Here is an 18106-nt window from a genome sequence, read left to right as displayed (position 1 = left end):
AGTTTTTTATGATTAAAGACGATAATTTAATTCAAAGTCACAGAAAAGATGAACACGTATTTATCGCCGAAAAATTATTCAATACGGAATCAAAAAATCAATTGAATGAGATCAAGCTTATTCCTTCAAATTTACCTGAACTTTCTATTAATGATATTCAATCTAGCGTTGAGCTTCCAAATTTCTCGTTTCAATCGCCCTTTTATATTAATGCTATGACTGGTGGCAGTGAACAAACGGGTATTTTAAATCAACAATTAGCCGAAGTTGCAGCTATCACAAATACACCAATCGCGACAGGTTCTCAAAGTATCGCCTTAAAAGACCCTTCTAAGGCTCATACATTTAAAATACTTCGTGAAAAGAATCCAAATGGTCTCATTTTTTCTAATTTAAGCGCCAATGCAACACTAGATCAGTCAAAAAGAGCCGTTGATATGATTGAAGCAAACGCCCTACAAATTCATATTAATGCCGCTCAAGAAATTATTATGCCAGAAGGTGAACGTGAGTTTTATTGGTTGAAGAATATTGAAACAATCGTAAATAAGCTTGAAGTACCCATTATTGTTAAAGAAGTTGGTTTTGGGATGTCTCATAAAACGGTTCAACAATTAGCTGATATTGGTGTACGTTATGTTGATATTTCTGGTCGTGGCGGCACAAATTTTGCCATGATTGAAAACGAACGTAGACATGCTAAAGATTTCTCCTTTCTAGAGGATTGGGGCTTAACTACAGCTGAAAGTCTCATTGATACAAAATCTCTGCAAACAGGCTTAACAATTTTTGCCTCTGGTGGTATTCGTACCCCATTAGATATTGTTAAATGTCTCGCTTTAGGCGCTAAAAGTGTTGGTATCTCTGGTGCATTCTTACACATTCTCAATAAACAAGGTCAAGATGCGCTAACAAATACCATATCAGATTATCAATCAAAAATTAACATGCTTATGCTGTTACTTGGCACCAAAAATTTAAGTGATTTAACAAAAATTAGAATGATTTTATCACCTGAGTTACAAAATTTTAAAAATCAAATATAATCATGTTTACATAAAAAACGCCAAATCAGTTAGATAATGAATCTAACTGATTTGGCGTTTTTATTAATTATTACGTTTATTAACTCTTCTACGGATAACAAAGTAGAAAACAACGGAAGCAACGATAAATAGAGTACCTTCGAACTCATACAGAGCTATCATATTTGTTTTAATCGAAAATTGTGACTGACCAATCGCAGTTCCTATTAAGCCACCAACTAAGAATGATCCCATGTAAATTAGCAAGTTATTCCAAATAATAACTTTTTTTGATTGTTTGATAAATTTCTGATTACGAATTTGTTTACTAACACCAACAATCCAAATATAAGTTGCGACCATAACACTAGCAATAACAGCCATTAAGCCCACCGCTTGTTGCCAATGTCGACTAATCCATGAGTTATTAGTTAAAATTAAATTATCATTAACCTGTTTGGAAACTGTTGTATTAGTTAATTCGGTCGTTAACACATTCTTAGTCACGACATGCTTTGAATCAAGAATAATATTTGTATTATTTGCCTTCAATTTACTTATGTCTGCAGTTGACATTGCAATAAAAATTTGATTATCCAACTCAGAATTGTATTTATCACCCATAATACCGATGACAGAAACGTATTGCCCATTTAATTTATAATACTGCTGATGAAATGGCGAGTATAATTTTTTTTCAATATTTCGACCAACTACTGCTACCGGAACTTCAGATAAAAAATCATTATTTGAGAAAAAAGTTCCAGAAACCATTGGTGGCTTATCATAACTACCCTTCGCATAAAAATAAGAAATATTTTTTTTGTTTTTTACTTGATAATGAATTTGAAAATCAGAAATTTTTTCTGATTTTGCTAACGTTGTATTATATTTATCTAAATTTTGTTCTTTTGTTTTAAGAACATATGCATTTTTAGATAGATTATGATTATCTAATTTTGTGATTAAATCTTTTTCCTGCATCTTAAAAAATAAAAATGTGGTAAAGAATGTAAGTAGTAAGATAGCTACTATAAATATGTATCTTCTTCGCATCATCAATTTAATTTCCCCCTAACTTTTAATGGACACCGAGTGCCATTTTTGCATACCTAGACATACGTTCAATTGACCAGGCTGGACTCCATATAAATTGTACAGTTACTTTTTTTATTTCTAGCACTGGCTTTAACGCATCTTCGACTAAATCAGATAGAACACCTGTTAACGGGCAACCCATAGTGGTTAAAGTCATTTGTACATTACAATTATTGTCATTGTCTAATTCAATCTCATATACTAAACCTAAATTAATAATATCCATATCCAATTCAGGATCCATCACTTTTTCTAAATGTGTCAAAATATCTTGCTTAATTATTTCTGCACTTCGTCTTTCACTCATAGGATTAATCCTCTCTTGAATAGCTAATATTACTAGTTTATCGTTTCTATTTTAGCATTGCAATCTATTGTTTTAATGTTACTGAACTCTTTACTTTTTCTAAAAAATAATGTTATACGGCGCCAAAGTTACTATGAAGCCGGATTAAATTAAAGATACGATTTTATAACAATAGATAAAAAAAGGTTAAATACGTTTGAATACTGCATACTCAAATGCTATCCTGAACTAACTAAGATAAAAAACTGTAAATCTTACTACACATAAGTTAAGTTGATGGAGGAACAATAACGATGAACAAAAAGTTAATTACAATTGATTTAGATGGCACAACTTTAAATAATAATGCAGAAGTTAGTTCAACAACAAAAAAAGTACTTACTCAAGCAACAGCTGAAGGACACATTGTCAGTATTGTAACGGGACGCCCATATCGTATCTCAAAACAAATTTATGATTCATTAGGGTTAACAACTCCAATGATTAATTTTAATGGTGCCCTGGCACATATTCCACATAAAAATTGGGATAAATCATACGAATATACAATTAATCGAGATATTGTTTTTGATATTCTTAACGCTAGAAAAGAATTAGGTATTAACATGTTAGCAGCCGAAGGAAAAAATATGTTATTGGCTGACAATGCAAGTCAGCTAGTGAAAGGCTTTTTCCCACAAGTTTTAAGATCAAATCAAATTCTTAATAAACAAAATTTACAACATGATCCGACATCAATTACGATGTTTGTCGATCAAGATAAAAAACAATTAATTACATCTAGACTACTTGAAAAATATGGTGATGTTATCGAAGTCAACACTTGGGGCGGACCAAAACCTGTTCTAGAAGTTGTTTCAAAAGGGATTCAAAAAGCAATTGGTGTTTCTTATCTAGCAGATTACTATGGTATCTCTCAAAAAGATATCGTTGCTTTTGGTGATGAAAGTAATGATAAAGAAATGCTTTCATATGCTGGCTGGGGTGTGGCAATGAAAAATGGTACTTCTGAAATTAGAGGTCTAGCCAATGATGTTACCTCTTTAAATAACCAAGAAAATGGGCTTGCTCATTACTTAAAAAATTATTTAAATTTAGCTAAATAATCGTTAATTAGTAACAGATCAGTAATGGTCTGTTATTTTTTTATAAAAAATGACTTCTGGAATATACCAGAAGTCATATTTAATGATATTTATTTTTCGTCGCTTTTTAGAATACCACCGACACTATAACGATCTTTACGCATTTCATTTAAAATTACATGGATATGCTCTGTAGGTGCACCAGTATTTTTTGAAACAGCTTCAGTCACATCTTTAACTAAATTTTTAAGTTGTTCTTGTGAACGACCTTCAATTAAATCAATATTTATAATTGGCATAACGAATCTCCTTTTTATTTAGTTGATTGCCCTTTTCTTAATAATTCTTGTTGGTCTGAGTTTAGGAAATTGCCTTCAATATCAGCGGTATTAACTAAGTTCATAAATGCATTTGGATCAACATCACTAATTGTCATTTTTAAATTATATAATTCATAACGTGTAATAACTAACATCAAAACTTTACTTTCTTCATTTGAGAAAGCGCCCTTTGAGTCAATAACTGTAATTCCACGAATTAATGATTTTTGGAGCGCTCCAACAACTAAATCTGCTTCTTTTGTAACAATAAATGCTGTTAACTTTTGATGCGATGTATGGATGTCGTCGACAACTCTAGACATAGCATAATTAGAAATAATTGTATACAAAGCACTTTCCCAACTGAAATAAAATCCAGCCGTTAAAATAATAATCATATTTGTTGATAACATTAATGAACCGACTGTTTTACCTGTCGTTTTAGCTAGAACAAGTGCGATGATATCCATCCCACCAGTTGAAAAACCAAATTTTAATGCTAATCCAACCCCAATACCACTTATTACACCACCAAATAATGCTGCCATTAATGGATTAGTTGATAATTGATGAACGGGTAAAATTACCGTAAAGAGAGATGAAGAAGCGACGGTCAGTACACTATAATATGTAAATGAACGTCCTACTTTATACCAGCCTAATATACCAATTGGAATATTTATTAACATAATTAGATATCCAGTACCAATTTTAATATGAAATAGATCATAAAAAATAGCAGAAAGTAATTGGGCAATACCATTGGCACCAGCTCCAAAAATATTTCCTGGAATCAGAAAGAAATTAAGGGATAATGCAATTAATAATCCCGAAAATACAATTATAACTAGTCGTTTATTTTTATCAGAAATTGATAACTTCATAAATCTCCCTCCTATTATATGTGACTCTTTTCATTTTACCTTTTATTAAACAATAATATTAATAAAATGAGTAATCTCTCATTTTAAATTTCTATTAAACTAACCTTATACAGCGTAACCGGTTAAATACGAATATTTATTTACAAATGGCGTTTAAAAATAGCAATTAAATGATAAAATGGTAATATCTAAATTTATTTACTGGGAGGAGAAATATCCATGACGACAGACCCTTTTAATTTTTCAGCATGTACAAGTGTTTTAGCTGGTTCTAAAGCAACTGCAGATGGGTCGACTTTTATTGGCCGTAATGAAGATGCAAAAACAGCATGGCCAAAACATTTTGTTATTCATGCTCATACAGAATTTGAACAATCACCTTTATTTGAATCACCAGATAATCACTTTAAAATGCCATTACCAAAAATTCGTGGTAAATATTCAGCTACTCCTGAATGGACACCAAAATTTGGTGTTTTTGAAGAAGATGGCTTTAATGAATATGGTGTGGCTATGAGCGCTACTGAAAGTGCATACGCTAATAGCCGGGTTCTCAGTTACGATCCCTTACTAACTGAAAACGGAATTGGTGAGGAAGCAATTGTAACAATTACTCTTCCCTATATTCACTCCGCAAAAGAAGGTGTTAGTTACCTTGGATCATTAGTAGAAAAATACGGTTCAAGTGAAACAAATGGTGTCTTGTTCTCTGATCAAAAAGATGTTTGGTATATGGAAATTGCAACCGGTCACCATTGGGTTGCGCAACGTATTCCGGATGATTCTTATGCAGTTGTTGCCAACCAACTAGCTATTCAAGAAATTAACTTTACTGATTCCGCTAATTTTATGTTTAGTTCTGGTATTCAGAAATTTGTTTCTGATAATCATTTAAATAACCAAAAAGATTCATTTAATTTTAGAGATATCTTTGGAACTCATGATCAATCTGATGCCATTTACAGCACACCAAGAGTTTGGTATGGCCAATTACTTTTAACACCATCAGTTGCTTCACAAGATCCTATGAGTATGAATTTACCGTTCATTCGTCAGGCTGATCATTTAATTCAACGTGAAGATTTAGAACAAATTCTTGGCTCACATTTCCAAGGAACTCAATATGATCCGATTGGAACTGGTTCAATCAGTGATAAACATAAATTCAGACCCATTAGTTTAGCAAAAACACAAGAGTCTCATATTTTACAAATTAGACCTGATTTACCTTTTGAAATTGGTGGTATCCATTGGCTATCAATGGGTGTTACGGCTCAAAGTGCTTATGTACCTTTCTTTGCTGGTATTACGGATACACCGGAGAATTATAAAATTGGTACCGATGTATATGATGACAAATCTGCTTACTGGTTATATAAACAATTAGGTATTTTGGTTGATTCACATTACTTAGAATTTAGCTCATTACTGAAAGATCTCCAAAAAGATTTAATTATCCAATTCAATGCCTCCGTAAAACGGATTCAAACAGAGGCAATTTCTAAAAGTGGTACAGACCTAACAGATTTTTTAACTGAAGAAAATCTAAAAATTACTGAAGCTGCTGAAATCAAGGTTAAGGCCTTAATTAGTCAGCTAATTACATTATCAACTGACCTATCACCATTAAATTTTAAAACTGACCAAAACTTATAAATATAAGAAACCGAAAGGAATTACAAAAGTCTTATGGACAAACAAAAGAAAATTTCCCTAACAAGTTTCATTTTAATGATTTTTACAACTATTTTTGGATTTGCAAATACTCCCGTCGCCTTTATTCAAATGGGTTACGCTAGTATTATCTGGTACGTTTTAGCAGCATTCTTCTTTTTCTTACCAACTGCTTTGATGTTTGCAGAATATGGTTCAGCTTTAAATGAATCAAAAGGTGGCATTTATTCTTGGTTAGCTGAATCAATTGGCCCCAAACTTGCTTTCACAGGAACATTTATTTGGCTTTTTGCATGGATTGTCTGGATGGTATCAATTGCATCTAAAGTTTGGATTCCACTTTCAACAATTTTTTCTGGAAGTGATCAAACACAATCTTGGGCTATCTTTGGCCTATCTTCAACACAAACTATCGGTATTCTTGCAATTCTTTGGATTGTGCTAGTTACCTTTGTCGCTAGTCGAGGTATCAGTAGTATTGCCAAGATTTCTTCAGTTGGTGGTATTGCTATTTTAGGTTTAAATGCTATCTTTTTACTATTAAGTATTGTTATTTTAATTGTTAATCATGGTGCACTCCAAGAACCATGGCATGGTATGACAAGTATTATAACTTCTAGAAATCCTAGCTATCAATCACCTATCGCCCTAATTTCATTTATTGTTTTTGCCATCTTTGCATACGGTGGTATGGAATCAGTTAGTGGTGTTACAGATAGTATTAGAAATCCTAAGAAAAATTTTCCAAAGGGTTTAATCATTTCCACTTTATTAATTCTTTTTGCTTACTCAATCTCAATCTTCTTCTGGGGTGTTAGTACAAACTGGAGTAAACTTGGTGGTCAAAATGCCAACTTAGGTAACATCTCTTACATATTGATGGAAAACTTAGGTAATTTTGCAGGTCAAAGCTTTGGTATGAGCGCAAGTGCTTCGACAATTTTTGGTCATACACTTGCTAGAATTACTGGTTTAAGTATGTTCATGGCTTATACAGGTGCATTCTTCGTCTTGATTTACTCACCACTCAAATCATTTATTCTTGGAACACCTAAGGATATCTGGCCAGCAAAAATGACGAAATTAAATAAGCATAGTATGCCTGAATTTGCAATGTGGATTCAAGCTGCCGTCGTTATTGTCATTATCATGGCTGTTTCATTTGGAGGTTCAAATTCAACATTATTCTATTCAAAATTAACGTTAATGGGAAATATCTCAACTTCTGTACCTTATCTATTTTTAATTGGTGCATTTCCATTCTTTAAAAAACGTCAAGACTTAAATCGACCTTTTGAAGTTTATAAGAATAGAACACTTACAAATATTATTACTATTGTCGTCTGGTTAGTTTTAGCCTTTGGAATTATTTTCACTGTTATCAGCGATACATTAAGTAATGCTCTCTGGATGATATCTGGTCCTGTCCTTTCTGGACTAGTTGCTTTCCTTTACTACACACGTTATGAGAGAAAAATTAAAAAATAAACTAAAAAAAATCGTAAACAATTTTTATTGTTTACGATTTTTTATTAGTTTTTAACAAGACTTTCTAAGCTAACATTACCTGTTAATAGTCCTGAATTATCTCCATGTAATGCTAAACTGTTGAATCGTTCATTAACGACAAGTTGCATGTTCTCATCCATATAAGTTTTGCTGTACCCTTTTACTCTAATGGGACCTAAATCTGAATCAATTGTTCCATCATATGCCTTGCTATCGTTCTGGTCATCAATTACTAACATTCTAAAGCTTGAATCTAACGTACATGTTCCTTCATTTGATAAAGCACCAACACCATCGTCAAAATCAAGCAAGATTTCTGAATCATTACCCATAAGTTTCATAATCTTGCTTTTTGCGTCTTCACTTATTTTTAAATACATGAAATTACCAGCTTTCTTATTTAATAATTACATTGTACACCACTGATTATTTTAGACAAGCATGACGACTCAGGTTCATCATGGTATGATAGTTCTAATTAGAAAGAGAGGAATATAATGACCAAAATTAGTATAGTAAACAACTTATTTGATAGTAGTTCACAATTTAAAAGTTCACATTCAATCTTTCAATTTAACGTTAATTCACAACTAAATGAACAAGCAGACGCTCTTTTTCTTTCATACTTCTCAATAGATATCCATGAAAAAATTCTTGAATCTTCTATGATGCAAAAATTACCTATCTATTTATCCAAAGAGGCATTTGAATTAAAACAACAATTTGTCTTACTAGGTAAAATTAGTGAAACACACTTAAATTACAAAATTATTCCGATTAACACCGCACTAACTATTGGAGATTTTACAGTGATTGGTTTTTTATCAGATTCAGTACACACGGGTTCATTAGCTTTTTTAGTAGAAGATGAAAAGCAGAAGTACTCCTTCTTAGCTGGTGATACTCGCTTAGCTGGACCTCATAAAAAGAGAACGAAGAAATGGATTCACGACTTAAACCGACTACCTTTAGATGTTCTAATTTTAAATACTGTCGACACAACAGATACTAATTACTACACTGAAATTACGATTCTAGATCATCTCATTAAACTTTTAAAAGTCGAAGAATTAACTGCTATTAACGTTGCCAACGAAAATCTTTATTTAATTCATAAGTTAGCGACAGTAGCTAACAAGTTAGAAAAAATAATCGTACTAGATAAGCCAACCTCCCAATTATTGACGTATTTTTATCCTGATTCAGAAGTGATTTCATTAAATGATGCTACTTCTGTAGGAATTAAAAGGCATCCTGAGAAATATATCTTGGTAAATATAGAAAATAAGTTAGGCGATTTTAATTTGTCTACCCAAAATAGCTATTCACTGACCGATTTATTGGAAAATAATAAAGATAGTCTCCCAATCAATTCACATTTATCTTCATTAGAAGTACCTGAATTGTTAAATCGATTAACGCATAAACCTAAGCAACTTATATTGATAGACCAAAATTTTAACAATACTATTGTAACTTATTAATATTTATTCTATGGTATATTTATTAATCATTTAAAAGGACGTGAATTTGTTGGTTTTTTCTTATTTTAAAAATCCTAAAAAACATGAATTATTTTTAACCTTCTTATTAGGAACATTAAGTGCTTTTGGTCCATTATCATTGGACATGTATTTACCAGCATTACCAGTTATTCAACAACACTTACATACAACTGCATCGCTTACCCAGTTGACGATTACGACTTGTTTACTTGGATTGGCGCTTGGCCAATTAATAGTTGGACCCTACAGTGATAAAATTGGCCGTAGAAAGCCATTACTTTTGGGACTCATCTTGTTCGCTGTTACCTCTATCATCGCAGCAACAAGTCAGAATATAACAATTTTGGTTATTATCCGGTTATTGCAAGGTTTAGCGGGATCTGCTGGTCTTGTAATCTCTCGAGCAATTGCTAGAGACCTATACACCGGAAAAAAATTAACCAGTTTTTTCTCGCTCTTAATGGCTGTTAATGGAATTTTCCCGATTATTTCGCCCATACTTGGCAGTTTTATTCTAAAATTCACATCTTGGCGCGGTATCTTTGTTATCTTAACTGTAATTGGTTTTCTTTTATTTCTTCTTGTATTAGTGACGTTACCAGAAACTAACCAGATTGTGCCAGAGAAGTCGCAATCAAATACTGGTGATTCAACGAAAAAAATTCTTAAAAGTTTAATTTTTGATAAATTTTTCTTGAGTTATGCTCTAATTCAAGGCTTTATCTCAGGTGCAATGTTCTGTTATATTTCTGGATCATCATTTGTTTTACAAAATCTTTTTGGTCTATCCTCTAATATGTTCAGTTTAGTCTATGCAATTAATGGTTTAGGTATCGTTATAATGTCTCAATTAAGTTCACGAATTTCAGATACTTTTTCTGAACAGACTGGTCTAAAATTAGGTGTTTACCTTGCCTTACTTGGTAGTCTACTATTAACGACCTCATTATTTATTAGTAACTCGTTATTACTAGTGCTCATCAGTTTATTTTTAATTGTTTCAATGGTTGGTATCGTAAATACAACGGCCTTCTCATTAGCTATGCAGAAACAAGGGCAACACGCAGGAAGTGCTTCTGCCATACTTGGTGTTGGTATGAATCTAGTTGGAAGTATTCTTTCTCCATTCGTTGGGATTATGGGGGATCATTCTTATGTTCCAATGACAATTTTAATCTTACTGTGTGAAATTTGTGCCTTGGTCATTTACTTAAATATTTCCACAAAAAAAGCAGAACTATAAGTTCTGCTTTTTTTGTGGAAATATTAGTTTGTATAACGCAAAAACTTAATAATATAACTCTTTAATTATTTATACTAAAGGTGTGACATCTGATTTTGTACAGCTGTAACCTTTATGTAAAATGGGTACTATCTACAAATTGGTACTACCAACCATATTTTTAAAGCTTATTTTATCTACTGATATATATTATTTATTTTCTGTTAAACCCAGTTTTATTTGACATTCTGGACAATATCCAAACGTCTCGACATGTGTACTTTCAATTATATAACCACTTTTATTTTCCGCCTCTTGCTCTGCCTCATGAAAAGTTAATTCTGTAAATATATCTGTTATTTTGCCACAGTTAAGACAGATAGCATGATAATGTGGAATACCAAAATAATCGTAGCGCATTTTACCATCATCGCCATTAGACAATTCTATCACTAATTTTTGAGCAACTAATATTTGTAACGTATTATAAACGGTAGCTATGCCTAACCCTACGCTTCCATCTTTAATTCCGTTAAAAATTTGTTCAACAGATGGGTAGTTATGTTGCGTTACTAAATATTCAAGAATTATTTTACGCTGTGGTGTTATACGTACGCCACGTTCTTTTAAAATTTCTAAAGCCTGGTCAAGATTTTTATCGATCAATTTAACGACCCCCATTTTCTTAATTCACTCTGTTCATTATCTCATATTTCATAAAATATGTGGACTTTATCTATTGAATTGATTTATAATGATTATATATTTAGAATCATTATAACAAAGGAGAGAGAGTTATGTCTAAAAAATTATCTTTATCTCAGAAAATAAATGTTTTAAGAGCTAGTGTTATGGGAGCTAATGATGGTATTCTTTCCGTTGCTGGGATTGTCATTGGTGTCGCTGGCGCTACGAACAATAATTTTTCTATTTTCATTTCAGGTATTGCTGGTATGCTTGCCGGTACTGTCTCAATGGCTATGGGAGAATATGTTTCTGTAAGTACCCAAAAAGATTCGCAAGAAGTTGCTACTGCCAATTCCAAGTACAATCTAAAACATAATTATGATAAGGAATATAATTATGTTTATCAAAAATATTTTAAAACAGGTATTTCTTCATCCTTAGCATTAAAAGCTACAGATGAAATGATGTCGGCTAACCCATTAGATACTATTGTACGTGAAAAATATGGCTTTGATCCTAACGTCTATACGGATCCTTATGCGGCTGCGATTGCATCAATGATTTCTTTTCCGATTGGATCATTGCTGCCCCTACTTGCAATTACTTTATTCCCTGCTGAATTTAAGGTCATTGCCACATCTATTTCTGTCATTATTGCACTAGCTATCACAGGATTTAGTGCTGCAACTTTGGGTAACTCAAATCGGACAAAATCAGTTATTCGTAATATTATTTCTGGTATTTTAACAATGCTAGTCACTTACTTTATTGGTACTTTATTTGCTCATTAGGAAAGGACACTTAATTTCATGACATCTGAAACCAAAATTAAACAAAAAAAATACAAAACAATGGATGAAAAACTTAATTCACTTCGTGCAGGTATACTAGGATCTAATGATGGTATTTTAACTGTTGTAGGTGTCCTGTTCAGTGTTGCAGCAGCTACAACAGATAATTTCATTATTTTCATCGCTGGGTTAACTGATCTAATAGCTTGCGCATTTTCTATGGCAGCTGGCGAATATGCCTCTGTCAGTTCACAAAGTGACACCGAAAAAGCAGCTGTTGCCGTCGAAAAACAGCGTATGATTACGAGTCGTACTGATCAAATTCATGATGTTCAAAATTTTTATACGGCTAAGGGCGTTTCTGAAGAAACCTCTTTTGAAATTGCTACAGAATTAATGCAAAAAAAGCCACTAGAAACGATTATTAATGTTAAATACGGTCTCGAATTAGGACACTATATGAACCCTTGGGATGCCGCTTTTTCCTCACTAATCTCTGCAGCTTTAGGTGGTATTTTCCCACTACTTGCCATTATTATATTACCAAACAATTGGAAAATGATAGGTACAATTATTGCGGTTTCAGTAGCTGTAGCTTTAACTGCCTTTATTAGCTCCAAATTAGGTGATGGTAAAATTAAAGTTGCCATTATACGAAATATTATCATTGGTTTAATAACCATGTTAATTCATTATGGAATTGGCCAGTTTTTTTAGACATATCATTATGAAACCCCGCCCAAACTAGTTAAATATTTTTTCCCAACTTATTTGTTGTCATAGATACATTTTATATAGCGCATTAGCTTTCAAAATGTTTATAAATTTTGAACTAAACCACTTTATACTCTTAAAATTCATACAAAAAAGTTCTAATCACTTAGCGATTAGAACTTTTTTAATATCATTGATCAGCAATAGTTAACAAAGGCCTATATTTTATACTACTTTCAATAATTAAATACAACACTCGCCATCGACATTGTCTGTTTAATTGATATACTGTACATATTTAAGATCATTAAGACTATTTTTACAATGTGCAACTATACATAGTTCATCACAATAATAATCAAGCACTACTCTAAATTTTCTTATCATCTGGTCCACTATTTTTAGAATTTTGGGAAGCAATAATATACTGTTCAATTAAAGCAACAATTTGCTTATTTTGTGGTAAATCAGAATGTTCCGATTCATTTCCTGTGACAGTTATTTCTGTATAGGATTTCGCTTGATTTTGATAAATATATTTTCCGGCATTAACACTTTGATATGGAACAATTCCATCATTATTGTAATTATCTGTTCCAGCAATCGAGTACAACACTAAGTTAGTTGGAATTTTTTTTCGATTCTTTACAAAATCCGCTAACATCTGTGTTCTTGTACTCTGATTAGTTTCTTCACCATTATATGGTGAACCTATCGTCATTAACGTATTAATTGAGGCCGCTTTATCATCAAAATATTCTTCTAAAAATGTCGTATAAATAAGACCTCCGTTAGAGTGCCCGATACCATTAAATTGATTAAATTTATATTTATCAGCAAGATACGTAAACGCTATATCAAACCATTTAGCTTGTTTTTTTATACTATTATAGCCATTCGAATTATCTTCAAAACCAACAACTATGAAAGGTTGCATATCTCGTTTAGCTATTTTACCAGTAATTTTAAGTTTTCCAGTTTTCTGAACCGTTATCTTTAACAAACTATGCGTTCGATTTGTTGAAGTATTTAAAACATCAATCAATTCATCAAATCGATCTTGATTTGCACTGCTTCCTGGTATTAAAATAACTGGATTTAACTTTGAATTATGAATAATTCGGCTTGTTTTGACCTTTTTAGTGTTCCATGTATTTGCCGGTACGATAACAGCTAAAAAACAAGCTAAGATAGCTATCCAAATAAACACGTATTTAACTATTTTCCGTTTATTTTTCATTTAGCTTACCTCCATCAATATTCATTGCCTTATTATTTAATTTTACAAACGGCATATAAATTAAAACTGTAATAATAAGCACAATTCCTGATACAACTAATGTACTCCAATACCCATCAGTTCCTAAAAATGCCATTAATGGTGCTGGAGTCGTTTCAGGTAAGCTGTAAACTGCTGGAGGTATCCACTTAAAGTAAATACAGAAGTACCCAATCAACATTGAAACGATGGGTGATAAGATAAACGGAACCATTAAAATAGGATTTAAAATAATTGGTAACCCAAACATCAATGGAAAATTAATATTCACAAAGCTTGGAATAATTGATATTTTTGCTATTTTACGACTATTTTTATTTTTAGACATTATCAATATTGCTATAATTAAAGATAAGGTCATTCCTGTTCCACCAAAGCTACCAAAACTGTCATAAATTGTATGTATAGAGATAGGAAAAGGTACACCAAAAGACGTGCCATGCTTTAACGCATAACTTAAGTTACTGACAACCGAAGTATCATCTAAGCCGCCTTGTGCAATTCCTAAAGAACCAGAAATTCCTATACCAGATAAAACAGTATTGAAAAAGGATAAAAATAAAATAGTTATAATTAAATGCCTTGATTTAACTTCTGTTAATCTAAACATAGAATATAAGAGACCATTCACACCGATTTGATTAACCAATGAAACTAACATGACTAGTCCAATTAAAATCCCCAATATTATCACTATCGGCAACAGACTCTCTAAACCACGAGAAATAAATGTATATTGATCTACTTTTTCTTGCTTATTTTTAGGTGAAAACCATTTAAAGATATATCCTACAAAGACCCCCAAAATCAGTGAGATAAAAATCCCTTTAACACCTAACTCTTGAATCAAGAATGTCCCCTGATCACTATCAGGGTTTAAACTTGATAAATTATAATTCAAAATAAGCATCCCGACTGCCCCAGTGAATCCTGCAATTTGTTCATCTTTTTTAAAGGACCGAGTCATGTATTTTGCGCTCAAAAAAGCTGTCATTACTGCGATAAAACTCATTGTAACTGTATTAATAATTTCGAATATATTTGTTATGATTTTTTCATAAGGTAACCATGATGAAATATTATATACTTGATTAAAGAACCCTTGTTCTGATAAAACGCTAGAACTAAGCGCCATACTAAAACTTCCAATAATAATAAACGGTAAGATAATTGCAAATGTTTTTTCAATTGCTTGATAAACAAAAGTTTTTTTAAAACGTAAATCAACTCTTAACAATTTTTGCGAAAACGTCACCCATAGTTTATTCATTGAATAACCCCCTTATCTATTTTTTATTATAAACCAATAGTAACCCAACAACAAAATGTTAATTATAAACTTTGAGGGTGTACACTTTCTGGTGTTGGTAAAATAAAATTCATCAACACCAGTTTTTTATTCTGAAAACAAAAAAAGAGGCCACCGGCCCCTGCTATGATTAAGTTGCAAAACATAATCAAAAGCGAGGGATGCTGATGATCACAATTAATTCCGCACTATTACTATTAGGAACAGAAGACGAAAATATTAAGAAAATTAACGTTTCCGATGATTTTGTTAGAATAGTATCACGTAAAAGAAAAGTTAATATCATAGATGCACCATTAACATACATACCTCCAAGAGACCCAGATTGTGGCTATTTAACTATGATCAAAAATGGAACACGTTTAGTTAATGCTAGAATTTCTAGCGTAAATGGCTATGAATTTCATTTGCGATTACGGAACCAACGCTTTATTTGGGCTTCATGTCAAAGTGCGATTGATGCTGAAACACATAATTTTGTAGCGATACTGCCTAATCGTTTTAACAGTGTTATTAAGGAACATTTTTTTAATGCATATATTCTAAAAGAAAGACAATTTGTAACCTCTGTTGTTGTAGACCTGAATGCTCAATATCAAAGTATCATTCATCAACTATTCCCAAATGCTTAAATAATTATTGATCGTTTTCATTTAGTTTAACTGGCTGGTAAAGCCTTAGATTGTGTTCGTATAGATACTTTAAATCAGATAATTGATCATAAAAATAGAGAATATAAATCTTTAAAAACTCAGTTATTAGAAAACTATCAACCAAATAACAGTGAAATGGATACTGTAATAACCACTTTCATAAAGAATCCACATTATATTGAAAATATTTTTATCTTCAACTTATTAAAACGGTCCTATAGAAGGACTTAATCGAAAAATTAAAACACTTAAACGTAGCAGTTACGGTTTCGGAAACTGACATCATCTTTTTGAAAGAATTTTATTAATTCATAACTAAAAAAAGGAAATCCTTTTGGATTTCCCTTAATTAGATTAGACGTTTATTGTCTCACCATCACTATTTGACGCAGACCCAATTTAATCTACGCTTTTGATTATAAACAAAAGCCCTAATGTAATTCCCCATTCTATTACCAATATAATAATCAGTTCCCACAAAGGAATTATAGTTAATAACAAAAATGCACCACCTGGGAGTGAAAGTACTAATATACTCACTGTAATAATAAAAAAATATTTCCAAAAACGTTTTAAATATCTATTAGGCATTATAGCTAGGATTATTAACAATAAAAATGTTAATAATCCCATGACCACTGCCAAATCGTCCCATAATGTGCCTCCAAAATAATATGAAAATGGCGCTAATTTTCCATGTATTACTATACTTGGATAAATGAGACCACCATAACATAATCCACTAAAAAGAAGTAGTCCCCGAAGTATCCATCCGCTTGCTTCTTTAATTACTTTCATTTTAAAACCCCTCTCTCAGATTATTATGATGTTATTTTATGAATATCATTTGGCTTGAACGGACTACTAAAATTGCCAAGCAATCCATAATGTTTCTTTTTTCTATATGCCTCAACATGAGCACCCTTTTTGTATATTGCTGAAAAAAATCTTTCTTGCTCGCATGCTTTGCTTTGTCATCTTATGCAATCATTTCAGTAAGAGTAGTTTTAGCACCCGGCTTAACTTGATTTTCATATACAGGCCAAATAGATGAACTACACAAATCATAAAACTCTTGATAGTTCATATCCTATTGCTTAATTTTACCCTCTTTGACTCCTATATTATATGCTTTAGTTATATCACGGCTCATAAATGTATCCTGAGCATAAATATGATTAGGTACTAATAATACTGAACAAAACTTCATTAAAATAGCTATTACTTTAATACTTTTTCATTAACAACAATCTAACGCTATCATAATTTTAATGTTACTTCAAATAATTTAACTATAATATTAATCTAAGTTAATACTTTAAAAACTTAAAAAAGCCAGCCTCTTAAATTAATACTTTTTTCCGTAATGCACAAAAAGAATTAAAAAATTGATAAAAATATATCTATATGTTATTGAAAATATTAATTATAAACTTTAATTAGAAATCGAAAACTTATAATTTCTGCCCCTTTTCTGCCCCTTTTAGCGACTTTAATGCGACTTTTTGAAGCAAGGTTCAATTATATAGGTCTACCAAATTTTTAGACAAATAAAAAAGCCTTGATTACCAAGGCTTTTCAACGTCAATCTAACGGCGAGCTTCTTTAATACGAGCAGCTTTACCATTAAGGGCACGTAAGTAGTACAATTTAGCACGACGAACACGACCATGACGGATAACTTCAATTTTAGCAACACGAGGTGAATGCAATGGGAAAGTACGTTCAACACCGACACCGTTACTAATTTTACGAACAGTGTAACTTGAACTAATACCTTTACCACGGCGTTTTAAAACGACACCTTCGAAAAGTTGGATACGTTCACGTGTGCCTTCAACAACACGGGCGTGAACTCGAACAGTATCACCTGGGCGGAACTCAGGAATATCTGTACGTAATTGTGCTTCTGTAAGTTTTGCGATCATTGGACTCATAATTTGGATCTCCTTTTCAACAGAAATTCATTCACATTCACTATGCCAGCGGAATATCGTAATTTTATGTGGCTTTTAACCACTTTTAAAATTGTATCATATTACTT

General features: G+C 31.9%; 20 protein-coding genes. 10 read left to right on the top strand and 10 right to left on the bottom strand.

Features of this window, described 5'->3' with window-relative positions:
- Nucleotides 1-8 precede the first annotated feature (8 nt).
- On the top strand, nt 9-1046 hold the full coding sequence (gene fni / locus AC1RPQ_RS02840) for a type 2 isopentenyl-diphosphate Delta-isomerase (RefSeq protein ID WP_481761285.1): 1038 nt from the start codon (nt 9-11) through the stop codon (nt 1044-1046).
- Between the two features lie 63 nt (nt 1047-1109).
- Here fni and AC1RPQ_RS02835 read toward each other — a convergent pair whose 3' ends face one another.
- Together AC1RPQ_RS02835 and AC1RPQ_RS02830 are read right to left on the bottom strand one after the other, a co-directional pair.
- Nucleotides 1110-2084, bottom strand: coding sequence for an ABC transporter permease (locus AC1RPQ_RS02835; protein WP_481761284.1), 975 nt, complete (start codon nt 2082-2084; stop codon nt 1110-1112).
- Nucleotides 2085-2106: 22 nt separating this feature from the next.
- Entirely contained in the window at nt 2107-2430 is a 324-nt protein-coding gene (locus AC1RPQ_RS02830) for a metal-sulfur cluster assembly factor (RefSeq protein WP_481761283.1), read from the bottom strand.
- Nucleotides 2431-2723: 293 nt separating this feature from the next.
- Here AC1RPQ_RS02830 and AC1RPQ_RS02825 point away from each other — a divergent pair, with 293 nt between their 5' ends.
- Nucleotides 2724-3536 carry a Cof-type HAD-IIB family hydrolase gene (locus tag AC1RPQ_RS02825; RefSeq protein WP_409022582.1) on the top strand — a complete coding sequence of 271 codons (813 nt, stop codon included), beginning with the start codon at nt 2724-2726 and terminating at the stop codon, nt 3534-3536.
- Between the two features lie 89 nt (nt 3537-3625).
- Here the strand turns inward: AC1RPQ_RS02825 and AC1RPQ_RS02820 are convergent, their stop codons facing one another.
- Together AC1RPQ_RS02820 and AC1RPQ_RS02815 are read right to left on the bottom strand one after the other, a co-directional pair.
- Nucleotides 3626-3814 (bottom strand): 2-hydroxymuconate tautomerase, encoded by a 189-nt coding sequence (locus tag AC1RPQ_RS02820; RefSeq protein WP_481761282.1) that lies wholly within the window; start codon nt 3812-3814, stop codon nt 3626-3628.
- 14 nt (nt 3815-3828) lie between these two features.
- Complete coding sequence (locus tag AC1RPQ_RS02815) at nt 3829-4719, bottom strand: YitT family protein (protein WP_409022584.1); 891 nt, start codon at nt 4717-4719, stop codon at nt 3829-3831.
- A gap of 219 nt (nt 4720-4938) precedes the next feature.
- Here AC1RPQ_RS02815 and AC1RPQ_RS02810 point away from each other — a divergent pair, with 219 nt between their 5' ends.
- On the top strand, nt 4939-6375 hold the full coding sequence (locus AC1RPQ_RS02810) for a C69 family dipeptidase (protein ID WP_481761281.1): 1437 nt from the start codon (nt 4939-4941) through the stop codon (nt 6373-6375).
- A 33-nt stretch (nt 6376-6408) separates the two neighbouring features.
- Nucleotides 6409-7881 carry a glutamate/gamma-aminobutyrate family transporter YjeM gene (gene yjeM / locus AC1RPQ_RS02805; RefSeq protein ID WP_481761280.1) on the top strand — a complete coding sequence of 491 codons (1473 nt, stop codon included), beginning with the start codon at nt 6409-6411 and terminating at the stop codon, nt 7879-7881.
- Nucleotides 7882-7925: 44 nt separating this feature from the next.
- On the opposite strand, the gene AC1RPQ_RS02800 is transcribed toward yjeM, so the two are convergent.
- Nucleotides 7926-8282, bottom strand: a complete 357-nt coding sequence (locus AC1RPQ_RS02800) for an iron-sulfur cluster biosynthesis family protein (RefSeq protein WP_481761279.1) — start codon at nt 8280-8282, stop codon at nt 7926-7928.
- Nucleotides 8283-8399: 117 nt separating this feature from the next.
- Between AC1RPQ_RS02800 and AC1RPQ_RS02795 the strand changes: the two genes are divergently transcribed.
- Nucleotides 8400-9386 carry an MBL fold metallo-hydrolase gene (locus AC1RPQ_RS02795; protein WP_481761278.1) on the top strand — a complete coding sequence of 329 codons (987 nt, stop codon included), beginning with the start codon at nt 8400-8402 and terminating at the stop codon, nt 9384-9386.
- Between the two features lie 49 nt (nt 9387-9435).
- Entirely contained in the window at nt 9436-10650 is a 1215-nt protein-coding gene (locus AC1RPQ_RS02790; RefSeq protein ID WP_481761277.1) for a multidrug effflux MFS transporter, read from the top strand.
- 189 nt (nt 10651-10839) lie between these two features.
- On the opposite strand, the gene AC1RPQ_RS02785 is transcribed toward AC1RPQ_RS02790, so the two are convergent.
- On the bottom strand, nt 10840-11295 hold the full coding sequence (locus AC1RPQ_RS02785; RefSeq protein WP_481761276.1) for a Fur family transcriptional regulator: 456 nt from the start codon (nt 11293-11295) through the stop codon (nt 10840-10842).
- A 131-nt stretch (nt 11296-11426) separates the two neighbouring features.
- Between AC1RPQ_RS02785 and AC1RPQ_RS02780 the strand changes: the two genes are divergently transcribed.
- Complete coding sequence (locus AC1RPQ_RS02780; protein ID WP_481761275.1) at nt 11427-12107, top strand: VIT1/CCC1 transporter family protein; 681 nt, start codon at nt 11427-11429, stop codon at nt 12105-12107.
- Nucleotides 12108-12125: 18 nt separating this feature from the next.
- Nucleotides 12126-12824, top strand: a complete 699-nt coding sequence (locus AC1RPQ_RS02775) for a VIT1/CCC1 transporter family protein (RefSeq protein WP_481761274.1) — start codon at nt 12126-12128, stop codon at nt 12822-12824.
- A 367-nt stretch (nt 12825-13191) separates the two neighbouring features.
- On the opposite strand, the gene AC1RPQ_RS02770 is transcribed toward AC1RPQ_RS02775, so the two are convergent.
- Nucleotides 13192-14061: an alpha/beta hydrolase gene (locus tag AC1RPQ_RS02770; RefSeq protein ID WP_481761273.1), complete on the bottom strand. Its 870-nt coding sequence runs from the start codon at nt 14059-14061 to the stop codon at nt 13192-13194.
- On the bottom strand, nt 14051-15370 hold the full coding sequence (locus tag AC1RPQ_RS02765; protein ID WP_481761272.1) for a PTS transporter subunit EIIC: 1320 nt from the start codon (nt 15368-15370) through the stop codon (nt 14051-14053). Before AC1RPQ_RS02765 ends, AC1RPQ_RS02770 begins: the two co-directional genes overlap by 11 nt.
- Before the next feature lie 200 nt (nt 15371-15570).
- On the opposite strand from AC1RPQ_RS02765, the gene AC1RPQ_RS02760 reads away from it, so the two are divergent.
- A complete protein-coding gene (locus AC1RPQ_RS02760) occupies nt 15571-16041 on the top strand; it encodes a transposase (RefSeq protein WP_481762175.1) in 471 nt (156 codons plus the stop codon).
- 238 nt (nt 16042-16279) lie between these two features.
- The gene (locus tag AC1RPQ_RS02755) at nt 16280-16342 is read left to right on the top strand and encodes a hypothetical protein (protein ID WP_481761405.1); all 63 of its coding nucleotides are present in this window, start codon (nt 16280-16282) and stop codon (nt 16340-16342) included.
- 119 nt (nt 16343-16461) lie between these two features.
- Here AC1RPQ_RS02755 and AC1RPQ_RS02750 read toward each other — a convergent pair whose 3' ends face one another.
- Nucleotides 16462-16860: a hypothetical protein gene (locus AC1RPQ_RS02750; protein ID WP_481761270.1), complete on the bottom strand. Its 399-nt coding sequence runs from the start codon at nt 16858-16860 to the stop codon at nt 16462-16464.
- A 791-nt stretch (nt 16861-17651) separates the two neighbouring features.
- On the bottom strand, nt 17652-17999 hold the full coding sequence (gene rplS / locus AC1RPQ_RS02745) for a 50S ribosomal protein L19 (RefSeq protein ID WP_057973468.1): 348 nt from the start codon (nt 17997-17999) through the stop codon (nt 17652-17654).
- Between the last annotated feature and the right edge of the window lie 107 nt (nt 18000-18106).

Source organism: Dellaglioa sp. CoH-57-MRSF-21 (genome assembly GCF_056781915.1).
This window is presented reverse-complemented; position numbering and strand designations above follow the sequence as displayed.

What these genes read in the sequence shown, in the direction of transcription:
- fni (WP_481761285.1), top strand. Translation starts at nt 9, where the DNA reads ATGATTAAAGACGATAATTTAATTCAAAGTCACAGAAAAGATGAACAC.
- AC1RPQ_RS02835 (WP_481761284.1), bottom strand. Translation starts at nt 2,084, where the DNA reads ATGATGCGAAGAAGATACATATTTATAGTAGCTATCTTACTACTTACA.
- AC1RPQ_RS02830 (WP_481761283.1), bottom strand. Translation starts at nt 2,430, where the DNA reads ATGAGTGAAAGACGAAGTGCAGAAATAATTAAGCAAGATATTTTGACA.
- AC1RPQ_RS02825 (WP_409022582.1), top strand. Translation starts at nt 2,724, where the DNA reads ATGAACAAAAAGTTAATTACAATTGATTTAGATGGCACAACTTTAAAT.
- AC1RPQ_RS02820 (WP_481761282.1), bottom strand. Translation starts at nt 3,814, where the DNA reads ATGCCAATTATAAATATTGATTTAATTGAAGGTCGTTCACAAGAACAA.
- AC1RPQ_RS02815 (WP_409022584.1), bottom strand. Translation starts at nt 4,719, where the DNA reads ATGAAGTTATCAATTTCTGATAAAAATAAACGACTAGTTATAATTGTA.
- AC1RPQ_RS02810 (WP_481761281.1), top strand. Translation starts at nt 4,939, where the DNA reads ATGACGACAGACCCTTTTAATTTTTCAGCATGTACAAGTGTTTTAGCT.
- yjeM (WP_481761280.1), top strand. Translation starts at nt 6,409, where the DNA reads ATGGACAAACAAAAGAAAATTTCCCTAACAAGTTTCATTTTAATGATT.
- AC1RPQ_RS02800 (WP_481761279.1), bottom strand. Translation starts at nt 8,282, where the DNA reads ATGTATTTAAAAATAAGTGAAGACGCAAAAAGCAAGATTATGAAACTT.
- AC1RPQ_RS02795 (WP_481761278.1), top strand. Translation starts at nt 8,400, where the DNA reads ATGACCAAAATTAGTATAGTAAACAACTTATTTGATAGTAGTTCACAA.
- AC1RPQ_RS02780 (WP_481761275.1), top strand. Translation starts at nt 11,427, where the DNA reads ATGTCTAAAAAATTATCTTTATCTCAGAAAATAAATGTTTTAAGAGCT.
- AC1RPQ_RS02775 (WP_481761274.1), top strand. Translation starts at nt 12,126, where the DNA reads ATGACATCTGAAACCAAAATTAAACAAAAAAAATACAAAACAATGGAT.
- AC1RPQ_RS02770 (WP_481761273.1), bottom strand. Translation starts at nt 14,061, where the DNA reads ATGAAAAATAAACGGAAAATAGTTAAATACGTGTTTATTTGGATAGCT.
- AC1RPQ_RS02765 (WP_481761272.1), bottom strand. Translation starts at nt 15,370, where the DNA reads ATGAATAAACTATGGGTGACGTTTTCGCAAAAATTGTTAAGAGTTGAT.
- AC1RPQ_RS02760 (WP_481762175.1), top strand. Translation starts at nt 15,571, where the DNA reads ATGCTGATGATCACAATTAATTCCGCACTATTACTATTAGGAACAGAA.
- AC1RPQ_RS02750 (WP_481761270.1), bottom strand. Translation starts at nt 16,860, where the DNA reads ATGAAAGTAATTAAAGAAGCAAGCGGATGGATACTTCGGGGACTACTT.
- rplS (WP_057973468.1), bottom strand. Translation starts at nt 17,999, where the DNA reads ATGAGTCCAATGATCGCAAAACTTACAGAAGCACAATTACGTACAGAT.